Annotated in this window: 14 protein-coding genes; 6 read left to right on the forward strand and 8 right to left on the reverse strand. The window is 33.8% G+C overall.

All coding sequences use genetic code 11. From position 1 onward, the window contains the following. Genes dnaA through AC2DGP_RS00015 form a run of 3 tightly spaced genes read left to right on the forward strand, consistent with a single transcriptional unit; the run spans window position 1 to window position 2605 of the window. Window positions 1–1428, forward strand: coding sequence for a chromosomal replication initiator protein DnaA (gene dnaA / locus AC2DGP_RS00005; protein ID WP_300326300.1), 1428 nt, complete (start codon window positions 1–3; stop codon window positions 1426–1428). Between the two features lie 3 nt (window positions 1429–1431). Continuing rightward, window positions 1432–1887 carry a low molecular weight protein-tyrosine-phosphatase gene (locus tag AC2DGP_RS00010; protein WP_484490985.1) on the forward strand — a complete coding sequence of 152 codons (456 nt, stop codon included), beginning with the start codon at window positions 1432–1434 and terminating at the stop codon, window positions 1885–1887. 10 nt (window positions 1888–1897) lie between these two features. Beyond that, on the forward strand, window positions 1898–2605 hold the full coding sequence (locus AC2DGP_RS00015) for an SAM-dependent methyltransferase (protein WP_484490986.1): 708 nt from the start codon (window positions 1898–1900) through the stop codon (window positions 2603–2605). Window positions 2606–2612: 7 nt separating this feature from the next. On the opposite strand, the gene AC2DGP_RS00020 is transcribed toward AC2DGP_RS00015, so the two are convergent. The 7 genes from AC2DGP_RS00020 to AC2DGP_RS00050 all read right to left on the reverse strand — a co-directional run bounded on the left by AC2DGP_RS00020 (window position 2613) and on the right by AC2DGP_RS00050 (window position 10345). Further along, window positions 2613–3227, reverse strand: a complete 615-nt coding sequence (locus AC2DGP_RS00020) for a lysozyme family protein (protein ID WP_484490987.1) — start codon at window positions 3225–3227, stop codon at window positions 2613–2615. Between the two features lie 92 nt (window positions 3228–3319). Beyond that, entirely contained in the window at window positions 3320–4222 is a 903-nt protein-coding gene (locus AC2DGP_RS00025; RefSeq protein WP_484490988.1) for a DUF2279 domain-containing protein, read from the reverse strand. Window positions 4223–4322: 100 nt separating this feature from the next. Further along, window positions 4323–5357, reverse strand: a complete 1035-nt coding sequence (gene mltG, locus AC2DGP_RS00030) for an endolytic transglycosylase MltG (protein ID WP_484490989.1) — start codon at window positions 5355–5357, stop codon at window positions 4323–4325. Continuing rightward, a complete protein-coding gene (locus tag AC2DGP_RS00035) occupies window positions 5350–5892 on the reverse strand; it encodes a GNAT family N-acetyltransferase (protein ID WP_484490990.1) in 543 nt (180 codons plus the stop codon). The genes mltG and AC2DGP_RS00035 overlap by 8 nt, the downstream gene beginning before the upstream one ends. A 14-nt stretch (window positions 5893–5906) precedes the next feature. Continuing rightward, entirely contained in the window at window positions 5907–6686 is a 780-nt protein-coding gene (dapF, locus tag AC2DGP_RS00040; protein WP_484490991.1) for a diaminopimelate epimerase, read from the reverse strand. 80 nt (window positions 6687–6766) lie between these two features. Beyond that, window positions 6767–8329 carry an NAD(P)/FAD-dependent oxidoreductase gene (locus tag AC2DGP_RS00045; RefSeq protein WP_484490992.1) on the reverse strand — a complete coding sequence of 521 codons (1563 nt, stop codon included), beginning with the start codon at window positions 8327–8329 and terminating at the stop codon, window positions 6767–6769. Window positions 8330–8362: 33 nt separating this feature from the next. After that, window positions 8363–10345, reverse strand: coding sequence for a putative porin (locus AC2DGP_RS00050; protein WP_484490993.1), 1983 nt, complete (start codon window positions 10343–10345; stop codon window positions 8363–8365). A gap of 197 nt (window positions 10346–10542) precedes the next feature. Between AC2DGP_RS00050 and AC2DGP_RS00055 the strand changes: the two genes are divergently transcribed. Further along, window positions 10543–11136: a ribonuclease HII gene (locus AC2DGP_RS00055; RefSeq protein ID WP_484490994.1), complete on the forward strand. Its 594-nt coding sequence runs from the start codon at window positions 10543–10545 to the stop codon at window positions 11134–11136. Window positions 11137–11370: 234 nt separating this feature from the next. On the opposite strand, the gene folP is transcribed toward AC2DGP_RS00055, so the two are convergent. Continuing rightward, entirely contained in the window at window positions 11371–12201 is an 831-nt protein-coding gene (folP, locus tag AC2DGP_RS00060; protein ID WP_484490995.1) for a dihydropteroate synthase, read from the reverse strand. 172 nt (window positions 12202–12373) lie between these two features. Here folP and AC2DGP_RS00065 point away from each other — a divergent pair, with 172 nt between their 5' ends. Next, window positions 12374–12916: a DUF1599 domain-containing protein gene (locus AC2DGP_RS00065; RefSeq protein WP_484490996.1), complete on the forward strand. Its 543-nt coding sequence runs from the start codon at window positions 12374–12376 to the stop codon at window positions 12914–12916. A 16-nt stretch (window positions 12917–12932) separates the two neighbouring features. After that, on the forward strand, window positions 12933–13901 hold the full coding sequence (locus tag AC2DGP_RS00070; RefSeq protein ID WP_484490997.1) for a DoxX family protein: 969 nt from the start codon (window positions 12933–12935) through the stop codon (window positions 13899–13901). Window positions 13902–13925: the final 24 nt, after the last annotated feature.

Raw genomic sequence — 13925 nt, forward strand, 5'->3', positions numbered from 1 at the left:
ATGACTAAAATAGCCACTACGGTTTGGGAGGAATGTCTGTCTTTTATTGAAGATAATATCAAACCGCAAGCATACAAAACTTGGTTCGAACCGATCAAGCCTATTCGAGTATCTGGAGAAGTTTTAACAGTGCAAGTACCTAGTAAGTTTTTTTATGAATGGTTAGAAGAACATTATATCAAATTACTTCGTGTGGCTCTTGTAAGAGAGTTAGGAAAAGATGCCAAGTTGGTGTATGAAGTAAAAATGGAAAATGCTTATAGCAGTAATAGTCCTCAAATTGTAAAAATCCCAAGTTCAAATAGAGCACCTTTAAAAGCACAAAATGTTGCTGTACCATTAGAGTTAAAAAAACGTGAACTAAGAAATCCATTTGTGATTCCTGGTTTGCAAAAAGTAAAAATAGAATCTCAATTAAATCCTAATTATAATTTTCAAAGTTTTGTAGAGGGAGATTCTAACCGTTTGGCAAGATCTGCGGGAATGGCTGTGGCTAATAAACCGGGAGGTACTTCGTTTAATCCTTTGTTGATTTACGGTGGAGTTGGATTAGGAAAAACACATTTAGCACATGCTATTGGTGTTCAGATAAAAGATAAATATGCAGATAAAACTGTCTTGTATATTTCTTCGGAGAAATTTACGCAACAATACATTGATTCTGTAAAAGGAAATACAAGAAATGATTTTATTCATTTCTACCAAATGATTGATGTTTTAATAATTGACGACGTTCAATTTTTATCAGGTAAAAAAGGAACACAAGATGTTTTTTTCCATATTTTCAATCATTTACATCAAAACGGAAAGCAGGTAATTCTAACTTCTGATAAAGCACCTGTCGATATGCAAGATATCGAACAACGTTTGTTGTCTCGTTTTAAATGGGGATTGTCTGCAGAATTGCAAACTCCAGATTTTGAGACTAGAATTTCGATACTTCAAAACAAACTGTTTAGAGATGGTGTTGAGATGCCAGACGAAATTGTTGAGTATGTAGCTAAAAATATCAAGTCGAATGTTAGAGAACTTGAAGGGGTATTGATTTCAATGATTGCGCAGGCTTCTTTTAATAAAAAGGAATTCACAATGACGTTGGTAAAACAGATTGTGGATAAGTTTGTTAAAAATACCAAACGCGAGGTTTCTATTGATTATATCCAAAAAGTGGTTTCTAAGTATTTTGATATGGATGTTGCAACATTACAATCAAAAACTAGAAAGCGCCATATAGTTCAGGCCAGACAATTAGCAATGTATTTTGCCAAAAGAATGACAAAATCATCTTTGGCAAGTATTGGTTCTCAAATAGGAAAGAGAGATCATGCTACAGTATTACATGCTTGCAAAACAGTTGATAATCTTACTGAGACTGATAAGCAGTTTAAAAAATATGTAGAAGATCTAACAAACAAATTAACTTTCTAAGAAATGCTTAAGGTCTTGATGGTGTGTTTGGGGAATATTTGTAGGTCTCCATTGGCTGAAGGTATTCTTAAGTCTAAAGTGGATGCCAATCATGTTTTTGTTGATTCTGCAGGAACAGGAGCGTATCATGTAGGGAATTTACCAGATCAACGATCTATAGAAGTAGCAAAGAAACATCACTTAGATATCACTGACCAAAGGGCGCGAGCTTTTTCTTCTGAAGATTTTGATCAATTTGATTATATTTATGTGATGGACGTTTCTAATTATAGAAATGTTCTAAAGCTTGCTACAAATGATTCTCAAAAATCAAAGGTACAGCTGATTTTGGATGTTCTGCATCCTAATGAAACAATGGAAGTACCAGATCCTTATTATGGTGGTGATGGTGGTTTTGAACATGTGTATCAATTGTTGGATGAGAGTTGCGTGATAATTGCAGAAAAACTAAAGAATTAATAACGAAATGATGGGAATAGGGAAGTTGTATTTAATACCTACCACGTTAGGTGAGAATGAACCGTTAGAAGTAATGCCAATTTCTGTAAAAAAAGTAGTGGAAGATTTGGACTACTTTATTGTAGAAAATGAAAAATCTGCACGTAGGTTTATCAAGAAATTAACTCCTAAAAAACCACAGCCAGACTTAAAGATTATGCTTGTTGATAAGTATGCTAGTGCTTTAGAAGTACAGCATTATTTAGATGTATGTAAGGAAGGTATCTCTGTTGGTTTGTTGTCGGAAGCTGGCGTTCCTGCTATAGCAGATCCTGGAGCTGATGTCGTAAAACTCGCACATCAACAAGGAGTACAAGTAGTTCCGTTGGTGGGGCCTTCTTCAATTTTGATGGCTATGATGAGTTCTGGTATGAACGGTCAAAATTTTGCTTTTAATGGCTATTTACCTATCGATAAAGGTGATAGAAAGCGTGAATTAAAGTTGTTAGAGAAAATTTCTAAAGAAAGAGGACAATCTCAGATTTTTATCGAAACGCCTTATAGAAATGGAAAAATGTTTGACGATTTAAAGGCTGCCTTACATCCAGAAACGAGAGTTTGTATTGCTGCAGATATTACCTTGAGTTCAGAGTATATCAAAACATACTCTATTAAAGAATGGTCAAGAGTAAAGCCAGATCTTCACAAAAGACCTGCGATTTTTATCATTCAGAGATAATCATTACTTAGCCTAAAGAAGGAAGCCTGTTTTTCTCAATGATAGAAGTGTCATATCCTCTAAAATTGTACATATACTGTTCAATAGTAGTTCCGAAACCGTCTTCAAAATGAAAATTTCCATTAGAGCGTAAAAACTTTTTGACGTTTCCAGCTCCTGCCAAATGTGCTGCTGCTAATATTCCAGATTCGGTAATCACAATTCCATTAATTTTCTTACCTACAGATCTTGAAATGTCCTTTCTAAGGATCCACTTGTTTACCTTGCAGTATGCAATAAACGCTTTTTCTTGTAACTCTGGGTTTTTTAGAAAAGCCTTTGTATCAGTTATTGCGAAACGGGCTAAAGTACCTTTTGCGAATTGATACTTTCCAAGATATCCGAAAGAATTTACGACTTGATATTTTCCACCAGATTCTTTAAAAGCCAAAGCTTCTTTAAAGTGATAAAAGCCATTTTTGTTATAAGGGCCTTTGAAATCATTTTCAAGGTGGGGGTCTTTTAATTTGAAAATTTCATTTTCATTAAAAGTGATTTTAGAATAGCTATCGTTGGTACTAAAGGTGAATACTACAATCGCTAAAACAAAACTTAAAAAAAACTTATTTTTGATAGATTCCATACGAAATATATTTTCTGTCTCAATTTGTTTTTTGAAGCGGCAAAGATACGTCTTTTAATTTGTATGTAAGTGAACTTAAATTTAAGAGAAAATCAGTAATAAATCCAATGACCTTTTATTTTTCCATTGCTAGTAAATTCAATAGCTGGAGCTGGTATTTTAATAAAATTCAAAGTAGTAAAAACCGTATTTAAAAATTTTGATTTGGTTTTTATTTTGGTAAGATCAAGGTCGAAAGATGCGTAAAACTGTCTGTAACGTGTAGAAGTTTCTAGTTCATGTCCTGGGTAACTTGTTAGCATTCCTTCTGCACCATATCCGAAGGCAATATTCAACCATTTCGGAAATTTGCTCTCTTTTGCAAACGACCATACATTTGCAGAAAGCCAATAGGTTTGTCCGTTATAATCTTTTAAAGCTTGTTCAAGAAAACTTTCACCCAAAATATCAGGATTGAGTTGTGCATACTCCGATTGATGAAACGAATATTTAAATGAAATTCGTTGTTCTTTCCAAGCTAATTCTTGTCCAATCAATAGAGCTGTACCTGAGGCATTAGCAATTAAATCACCTGTAGAAGCACCCCACTCACTTGAAAATCCATCTAAAACTTCTATGGCTGTTAGAAATACAAAACCAATGGGCGCACCATACAATAGCTGATCGCGTTTGCTTGCTCCGGCCCAATCCATTGCAGACATACTTAAGCGTCCTAGTTGATAGGCAGAAAAGGCATGCCCTACTTTATCCATTTGAAGCCAAGCTCCATTATCATTGATAAAATGAAATTTAGATCTAGGATAATCAGCATACCAAAGTTGATTTAAACCTATAATTGCTGTTGTTGCTAAAGCTGCTTCTGTGATGTAAACTCCTTTAAGTCTAGGTTTATTTAAAGTATCTGACTTTGTGAAAAAGGAATGCTTTTCTTGCGCTTTTCCTGAATTTAGAAAAACGAATAAGCAGGCAAAGAAAAGTAGATTCTTAGAATTCAAAAAAGCGCTTTTTGTAAAAATAAGAAAAACGAATAAGCAGGCAAAGAAAAGTAGATTCTTAGAATTCAAAAAAGCGCTTTTTGTAAAAATAAGAAATTATCTATCGGTTTACACCTTGTTTAGAAAGCCATTGTTGGTATTTTCTAGCATTTTTGTTGTGATCGCTTAAGGTTTTAGCAAAGGAATGTTTTCCAAAATCTTCAATGCTAGCACACATATAATAATAGTTATGCTTCTTAGGATTTAGGACTGCATCAATAGAAGAGATATCTGGCATTGCTATAGGACCCGGGGGAATTCCTTTGTACTTGTAGGTGTTGTAAGGAGAGTCAATACTTAGGTCTTTGGTGAGCACTCGCTTGACTTCAAAGTCTTGTCCATGTTTTTCTTTTAAAGCAAAGATTACCGTTGGGTCAGACTGCAAAGCCCATTTGTGGTGGTACCTATTTAAGTATAAACCGGCTACAGTTGGACGTTCAGGAATATGTGCCGTTTCTTTTTGAACGATAGCAGCTAGAGAACTAACTTGTATTGGAGTAAGGTTTTGTAATTGTGCTTTATGAAGTCGGTTGTTGTTATTCCAAAAACGTTTGTATTCTTTAAGCATTTTAGTTCTGAAAGCCTCTGCACTAGTATTCCAATAAACTTGATAGCTATTTGGAATATACATTGAAAGCGCAGTATTGGTGTTGAAGTTGTGTTGTTTTAAAAAAGTTTCGTCTTGAAAAGCTCTTAACAATGAAACTGAATCCGCTTCAATTTGTACTGCAATTCGTCCTGCTAGGTTTTCTAAACGATGTTGATTGTTAAAGCTTAGTTTTACCGGTGTTTGCTTTCCACTACGAAGTAGATTAACTAATTCATTATTATCAGTGCCCGCTTTGATTGAATATTGACCCGGTTTTATGTTGGAAGCATATTTTTTTTTCTTTGCAACCCATTCAAAATCCTCTACATCTTCTAGGAAAGGAGTTAGAATAATTTTTAAAGAATCGATTTGAGTGCCTGTTGGTATTTTTACTAAGGCAGTTTCTTTTACATTTTTACCATATATTTTAGAATAGTAATGAAATGAAATAATGATTAAAAAGGTGATCAAAAGGATCGCTCCTAGAAGTGTGGTTTTTTTATTCATGGTCTCCTGTTATGGAATGTATAAGTTGATATGTGGCTTCGTCATAGAATTGATGGTCATAATAAATCCAATCTGTTTTAATACCTACATTTTTAAATTTAAATTTTTCAAACAGACGTAAACTACTGTGGTTATCCGTAGTGATGTTTGCATATAACTGATGTAAGTTAAGGTAATGGAAACCGTAAGAAATAATCATTTGTAAAGCCTCAGAAGCAATTCCTAATTTTTGGAATTTTTCTATCACTAGAATTCCTATTCCAGCGCGTTTATTAAAGGCATCAAAATCAAATAAATCAATCATCCCAACAGGAATTTTTAATGATTTATCTTCAATAACAAAACGAGCTTGTTTGGCTTCATAAATGTCTTGATGCGCATTTGCAATGTAATTTTTTAGAATGTGCTTTGAAAAAGGAACTTGTGTGCCACTAACTTTCCAGTGAGATTCGTCATTTTCTGTGTCATACAAAAACTGAAGGTCCTCAGGTTCTAATGGGCGTAAGTTAATTTTATTACCTTTTAAGGTTTTCATTCTATGGATTTCAATTACAGCTCAAAGTTTCCTTTAAAAACAAATTTTGCAGGTCCTTTAAGAAACACATCATGGAAAGAATTTTCTTTTTTGTTAAAAGAAACTTCTAATTCTCCTCCTTCAACCAAAAGTTTAATTTGATTGCTTTTTGTAATGTTTTGTTCAAACATGGCAATGGCTACAGCAGTTACACCTGTACCACAAGCCAATGTTTCGTCTTCAACACCACGTTCATAGGTTCTTACTCTAAATGTAGTATCATCAATTGCTTCTGCAAAATTGACATTCGTTCCTTCTTGAAAATACGGAGCACCATTTCTGATAGTTTTCCCGTTGGTATAAACATCAAAAGCACCGATATTTTCAACCATTTGCACATGGTGTGGAGATCCGGTGTTTAAAAAAGCGTATTCCTCATTGATTTGAATATCTTCAACATCGATCATTTGCAAGTTTACCAAGCCGTTTTCAATAGAAGCATGGTGTAAGCCATCTACTGCGTCAAAGGTTGTTGTATTTCCAATCACTCCTAAGTCATGTGCAAAGGCAACTAAGCAACGTCCTCCATTACCACACATGGTACTTTCATTTCCATCAGCATTATAATATACCATAGTAAAATCATAAGTATCTGATGGGTTCAAAAGGATAAGTCCATCGGCTCCAACCCCAAAACGACGATCACAAAGTTTATTGATTAATGCTGTGTCATCTTGTTTGAAATGTAAATCTCTGTTATCGATCATTACAAAATCATTTCCGGTTCCTTGGTATTTATAAAATGGTAAATTCATTACTGTGTATTTTGCTAGGCAAAGTTACACAATAATATAAAAGTTCAAGAATTAGCTTGAGAATTTAAACAAGAAAGTAGTTAACTGTTTGATATGCTAATTTTACACTGTTCGGCACATTTTTCTCCATCAATAGCGGCAGAAATAATACCTCCGGCATAACCGGCACCTTCACCACAGGGGTACAAGCCTTTAATTTGTGGATGCTCTAAAGAATCATTATCTCTTGGTATTCTTACAGGAGATGAGGTACGAGATTCTGGGGCATGCACTACAGCTTCATTGGTTAGGTAACCTCTCATAGAGGAGTCAAATTGTTTGAATCCTTGTTGAAGGGTTTTGTGAATAAATGAAGGAAAAACTTCTGCTAACTCCACCGAAGTGGTTCCGGGTTGGTAGCTTGTTTTAGGAATATCATTTGATAATTTTCCTTTTGTAAAATCTGCCAAACGTTGCGCGGGAACTTTTTGAGTTTCTCCTCCTAAGTGCCATGCATGCTGTTCAATTTCCTTTTGAAATTCCATTGCTGCAAGTGGTCCGTATTTTTTAAATTCTTTGAAATCTTCTAATCTCAGTTCTACAGCAATTCCTGAATTGGAGGTAGGTTGATCTCTTTTGGAAGGAGACCACCCATTGGTTACAACTTCACCGGGACTTGTTGCGCAAGGAGCGATAATTCCACCTGGACACATACAAAATGAATAAACTCCTCTACCTTTTACTTGTTTTACGATGCTATATGGAGCAGGCGGTAAGTATTCACTTCTGATATCACATTTGTATTGTATGCTATCAATTAAACTCTGAGGATGTTCTACACGAACACCTAGAGCAAATGGTTTGGCTTCAATTAAGATGTTTTTTTTGTGTAATAATTCAAAAATATCTCTAGCTGAATGTCCGGTAGCCAAGATTAGCTTTTTTGCTTTGATGTTGGTTCCGTCTTGTAGCGAAACTCCATCAATTTCATTTTCTTTGATTAAAATATCAGAAACTCTAGCTTCAAATCGTACTTCTCCGCCGTTCGCAATGATTGCCTCTCTCATGCTAGCGATGATTTTGGGCAATTTGTTGGTACCAATATGTGGGTGCGCGTCGATCAATATATTTTTTGTGGCACCAAAGGCAACTAATAATTTAAGGATCGCATTAACGTCTCCTCTTTTTTTAGACCGTGTGTATAGTTTACCGTCAGAATAGGTACCTGCGCCACCTTCACCAAAACAATAGTTAGAGTCTTCATCAACTATATGTAATTTGTTAATAGCCGCAAGATCTCTTCTTCTAGCTCTTACGTCTTTTCCTCTTTCTAAAACAATTGGTTTTAAGCCTTTTTCTATAAGTTTCAAAGCAGCAAATAAACCTGCAGGGCCTGCTCCAACTACAAGAACTTCTTCTTTGTTACTGCAGTTTTGATAATCAGGTAGGCTAGGAAGTTGCTCAGAGAATTCTTCGTGTATATAAACAGCAACTTTTAAGTTTATTTTTACAGCCTTTTGTCTAGCGTCAATAGATCTTTTTAGAATTTCAACATGTTTGATATCATCTGTAGCTACCTTTAATTTGTAGGAAACCTCCTTTTTTAATAGCCATTCCGTGGCAGCTACTTTTGGTTTTACTTGAAGTTGTAGTTCTTTAGGCATATTGCAGTAAGATTTCAGGAAATTCTAGTATTTCTATTTGAAGAAATACCAAATAAAACCAAATTTGATTTTAAAGTCGGTATACGGTTTGCTTGGAGCAGCGTAGTAATAATTGTTTTTTGTTAATTGCATTAAGTTTTCAAAAGTGAAATACAATTTTGTTCGTCTGATTTGTGCATTTATAAAGGCATCAAAGATCGGTTTACCACCAATCAACTCTGTTGTCTGTAATGTAAATTCACCTAACAATGGGTTGAAATTATTAGCATTGTAAGCGTTGAAATATTTACCAGTAATTCCTGTTTGTAAAAACAATGATTTTTTCTCAAAGAAAACTTTAGAAAAATAGAAAGTACTTCGGATTACAGCATCAGGTAATTTGTAAACATTAGCTCCACTGGTAACTTGCTGATAGATTAGGTCAGTATCTAAACCAAAATATCCAAACTTTAAGTCGTTGTGTGCTCTAATTTTAAAATAATTTACAGTGCTATCATATTGTTTTGGTGCAGATTGAGCTTGTTCGTCAAAATAGGAATAGTTCTCAATTTGCGTGATGGCAGCTGAGGCTTGTACCCATTTGGTAGCAAAATCAAAGTGTAACGTTCGGATTTTTATATTTTTAAACTCGTTATACCAGTTGTAGTTTACAAAATTACTTTGGAAAAGTAAAAAGTTAGCATTTGGAGATTTTGAGTTTAATAAAAGTGAACTTGATAACTTAAAGTTTTTGGTGTTTCTAAAAGCGGCTTCCACAAATAGATTATTACCGTTAATACTTCCTATGATATTGGTAGAAGCACTTGCATTCAAATGGAATGCTTTGAAAGATGCTTTCCAGTCTGCTCCTAGAGATATGGCATCATTTTTAATTTGATTTGGGATAACACCAGTATCTGTGTTCACTACTTTTTTATATCCTTGGTAGTAATAATGGTAGCCGGCTAATACTCTAAACTTTCCTAGTAAATATGGACTCGTAAAATCAATATACGCTTTGTTATCCATAGATTTATAAGACGTAAGATCATTAGTTTCACTTGAGAAATAATCTCCAAAATATTCCGTACTTGTAGGTTTTAGGAAATTAAATTGTTTGGTTTCATAATTGAAAATATGTCCTAGTTTTACATTAGATATTTTTTTAGGAATGGTATCCTTAGTGGTAAACAGTTTAAAGTTATGGTCAATAAAATATCTTTTCCCTGTCAAAACACTTTCAGCATCTTCCATATTAACATCCAATCTACCACGGTCACTGTACTCAGAATTATTAGATTCAAAATCTGCTTTTCGTTCATCAACAATTCCACCATTTTCTTGATTTAAGGTTCTTTGATTGGTGTTGTGAAAACGAAATCTATATCGATCGTTTTTTGTTTTGTAGGAAACGGTTCCTGTAAAGTTTTTAAAACTACTCAAAGAGTTTCTGTAGGCACCCAAAGAACGCAATCCAACATAGCCTAAAGAAACGTTAAGATTTTCAGTAAGGTTGATCGCTATTTTAGAGTCTAGCACTTGCCCTTGTTCAATCCCGTTTCTGTACATAATTTCAGTAGTAGGTGTTGGAACTTGATAGTAAAGAACATCTTCAACTTGTTTGTAACCAATATTTCTTGGTGTTTGTCCCATGCTTGGAACGATATCTTGGTTATTGAAGTCGTTTGTCAATTCCGTAAACACTTGCCCTTGATTTTGAAAAGCATGTGTGCCAAACATATCCTTTCTCATGAAGTTCATTTTGTACTGACTGGCAATACTTAAAGTGGTATCCAAAACAACCGTGTCTTTTGCATGGTTGATAATTTTATACAATAAGTAATCTGCTTTTCCTGATTCTGGATCTACTTTTGCACCTTCATCATCCTCGTTTTTTCTTGCAGCTAACGGTCTAGCTTTTTTTTCGGTAAAGTCGTTTAAATTATAGATTTCAGGTTCTTTGATACTGTCTTTTTCCTGTGCGTAAAAGCATATTGAAAAAAATAAAGAAAATACAGTAAGTAAAAACTTTTTCATAGGTTTTGTAGGTGGTATTACCTGAAAAATAAATCTAAATATATAAAAAATGTCAGAGGCAAAGGTAATTTATTTATTCAGAAAGTATAGCTTTTATAAGTTTGAAAATTCTTCTTTTTTTTGGCTAAAAACATTAGATATATAGAGCGAAGCTAAATACGATGTATTATTTTTACCACGCATTAATTTTTAGAACTATGTCATTAAAATTAAAACATACAAAGTTTAAGTTAGAGGCTGGTACAGACGAGGCAGGTCGTGGGTGTTTAGCGGGGCCGGTGGTTGCAGCTGCGGTTATATTACCTGATGATTTTAGCCATCCTTTATTAAATGATTCTAAAAAGCTAACAGAAAAACAACGTCAGTTATTACGACCAATTATAGAAGAAAAAGCGATTTCTTTTGGCGTTGGAGTAGTGGATGAAAAAGAAATAGACCAAATAAATATTTTGCAAGCTTCTATTTTAGCGATGCATAAATCTATAAGTGCATTAGATTCCATTCCTGAATTTATTTCTGTTGATGGAAATAAATTCAATGCCTATAAAAAAATACCCCATGAAACGATAATCAAAGGGGATGGTAAATATTTAAATATTGCCGCAGCATCTGTTTTAGCGAAAACTTACAGAGATGATTTTATGGAAAAATTAGATGCTGAATTTCCTTGTTATAATTGGAAAAAAAATAAAGGTTATCCTACAAAGGAACATAGAAAAGGGATTTTAGAAAATGGAAATTGTAAATACCACAGAAAAACGTTTCGTTTATTGCCAAAAGAAGAATCCTAGTAAAATGGGTGTTTTTTATCTTTAAAAAGTGCTATTTGACGAATATGTTATGTTATTTGAGACATATGTACTCCTTTTCAAATCACAATCTCTTTACTTTTGTAGTATGTTTAATTTTTTTTGATTACTAATGTTGATTTTAGTATCAATTAGCTGAATACAATTTGGAGAGGTTGTACAAAGCAAAAACAAGATGCCCAATTTATTTGGGCATTTTTTTTTACAGAAAAAAAATTAAGATTCTTGCAGTAATTTATTTAGAGAAATAATTTGTTGTGCTTCCTTTACATCATGCACTCTTAAAATCTGACTCCCGTTTTGCAAAGCAATCGTGTTGGCATAAGTTGTAGCATTCAGCGCTTCTGATGCCGAAATTTCAAGAGGTTTGTATAGCATTGATTTTCTAGAAATTCCTGTTAGTATGGGACAATCTAATGAATGAAATAAATCTATATTTTTTAGTAATTCATAATTATGAGCTACAGTTTTTCCAAATCCAAACCCTAAATCAATGATGATATCGTTTAGTCCCATTTTTTTTAAGGAATTAGTCTTTTTAGAAAAATCCAAAATAATTTCTTCAGTAATATTCCCATATTGAGGGTTGTCTTGCATATTCTGCGGGGTTCCTTGCATATGCATCACGATATAGGGTACTTGCAGTTCTACTGCGGTTGCAAACATATTGGAATCAGCATTACCTCCAGAAATATCATTGATGATCGCTGCACCTGCCAGAATACATTTTTTAGCTACAGTACTCCTAAAGGTATCAATAGAAAGTAGAATGTCAGGAAAGGTTTTTACCAATAGTTTTACAATGGGTAGTATTCTTTGGAGTTCCTCATCTTCAGAAATATGAGTAGCACCAGGACGAGAAGAATACGCTCCTACATCAATAAATGTGGCCCCATCCGTAAGCATTTTTTCAACCTGTTTTAGAATGCTTTCTTCATCGTTATATTTTCCGCCATCAAAAAAAGAGTCAGGTGTTATGTTTAGAATTCCCATAATTTTTGGAGAATCTAAGTTGATCAGTTTTCCTTTGCAATTGATTGTAGTCATAATTTATTTTTGAAAATCAGGTTTGGAAGCTCGCATCAACTGTACTGTGAACTTTAAAAATGATTTATGAGGGATTTCTCTTAAAATTTTATAATTTCGTTTGCGATAAATATCGCTTCTGATGCTTTCAAAATTATGAGCGAAATTTACAATATTATTTTCAATCTTTCTTATGCAAAACACATCTAAACAATACGATGCTATCATAGCAACATGTAGTACTTTATTCGAAAATAAAATGACTGATTACGGAAGCGCTTGGCGTATTTTACGTCTATCCTCTTTAACGGATCAAATTTTTATCAAAGCGCAAAGAATTCGTCAATTGCAAGAAAACGAAGTGAGAAAAGTAGATGAAGGTGAAGTGTCTGAATTTATTGGAATTATAAATTATTCTATCATGGCTTTGATTCAGTTAGAAAAAGGAGTGGCGCAACAACCAGATTTAGATACAGAAGAAGCTGTAGCCCTTTACAAAAAACATATTGATATTACCAAAAGCTTGATGGAGAATAAAAATCATGATTATGGTGAAGCATGGAGAGATATGCGTGTTAGTTCTTTAACAGATTTGATTTTGCAAAAATTATTACGTGTGAAGCAAATAGAAGACAATAAAGGAAAAACCATTGTATCTGAAGGTTTGGATGCAAATTATCAAGATATGATCAATTATGCCATTTTTGCGATGATTCATTTAGGGCAAGCAAAATAATTTCAAATTATAAAAAATGAAAGGAATTCTAATATTTGTTGCAAGGATCTTAGTGTCCTTTACATTTTTATATTCAGGTTTTGTTAAATTGGTAGATCCGCTTGGGTCTTCTTATAAGTTTGAGGAGTACTTTGGTGCCGATGTACTGAACCTTGAATTTTTAATTCCGTTGGCCTTACCATTTTCCATTCTGTTGATTTTGGTTGAAATAATGCTAGGTGTTACCTTATTATTGGGTTACAAGCCTAAAGTTACTGTTTGGAGTCTATTAGGAATCAATACGTTGTTTTTATTTTTAACTTGGTATTCTGCCTATTACAATAAGGTAACAGATTGTGGGTGTTTTGGAGACGCTTTAAAATTGAGTCCATGGGATACCTTTTACAAAAATGTAATTTTGATGGTATTACTGTTGCCATTAGTTTTCAATAAAAATTTCATTCAGTCTATTTTTAGCGATAAAATCATGAGGAATATATCTCTATTTGCTCTAGGGATATTTATCTATATAACTTATTTTGTTTTAGCACATTTGCCTATTATTGATTTTAGGGCCTATGCCATTGGTAAAAACATACAAGCGGGGATGGAGTATATAGATGGTAGTGATGAATTGCCACCTGTGCATGATTTTTTCCTAGAGTCGGAAACGGATGACTTAACAGATCAAATATTACAAGCGGAAAAAGCGATGTTAATTGTAAGTTATGACATAGAATTAGCAAATGACAAAGGCTTTGAGGTAATAAGAGAAGTGGCGACACAGGCAATTGAAAAAGGCTACAAGGTTTATGGGGTGTCATCCTCTTCCTCAGGAGCTACTCGTGAGGTGATGAATCGCCATGAGCTGCCTTTTGAATTTTTATTTTGTGATGGAACTACGCTTAAAACCATTATTCGAGCAAACCCGGGAATTGTAACTTTAGAGAAAGGTACAGTGGTAGGGAAATGGAATTGGCGAGATGCCTCTACTGTTTTTGAATAGCAAACCACAATAGTGTTCATAACA

Source organism: Flavicella sp. IMCC45537, from assembly GCF_057197705.1.

Coding starts and splice junctions, on each gene's coding strand:
- AC2DGP_RS00065 (WP_484490996.1), top strand. CDS start 12,374: ATGCAAAACACATCTAAACAATACGATGCTATCATAGCAACATGTAGT.
- AC2DGP_RS00015 (WP_484490986.1), top strand. CDS start 1,898: ATGGGAATAGGGAAGTTGTATTTAATACCTACCACGTTAGGTGAGAAT.
- AC2DGP_RS00010 (WP_484490985.1), top strand. CDS start 1,432: ATGCTTAAGGTCTTGATGGTGTGTTTGGGGAATATTTGTAGGTCTCCA.
- AC2DGP_RS00050 (WP_484490993.1), bottom strand. CDS start 10,345: ATGAAAAAGTTTTTACTTACTGTATTTTCTTTATTTTTTTCAATATGC.
- AC2DGP_RS00020 (WP_484490987.1), bottom strand. CDS start 3,227: ATGGAATCTATCAAAAATAAGTTTTTTTTAAGTTTTGTTTTAGCGATT.
- mltG (WP_484490989.1), bottom strand. CDS start 5,357: ATGAATAAAAAAACCACACTTCTAGGAGCGATCCTTTTGATCACCTTT.
- AC2DGP_RS00070 (WP_484490997.1), top strand. CDS start 12,933: ATGAAAGGAATTCTAATATTTGTTGCAAGGATCTTAGTGTCCTTTACA.
- dnaA (WP_300326300.1), top strand. CDS start 1: ATGACTAAAATAGCCACTACGGTTTGGGAGGAATGTCTGTCTTTTATT.
- dapF (WP_484490991.1), bottom strand. CDS start 6,686: ATGAATTTACCATTTTATAAATACCAAGGAACCGGAAATGATTTTGTA.
- folP (WP_484490995.1), bottom strand. CDS start 12,201: ATGACTACAATCAATTGCAAAGGAAAACTGATCAACTTAGATTCTCCA.
- AC2DGP_RS00055 (WP_484490994.1), top strand. CDS start 10,543: ATGTCATTAAAATTAAAACATACAAAGTTTAAGTTAGAGGCTGGTACA.
- AC2DGP_RS00045 (WP_484490992.1), bottom strand. CDS start 8,329: ATGCCTAAAGAACTACAACTTCAAGTAAAACCAAAAGTAGCTGCCACG.
- AC2DGP_RS00035 (WP_484490990.1), bottom strand. CDS start 5,892: ATGAAAACCTTAAAAGGTAATAAAATTAACTTACGCCCATTAGAACCT.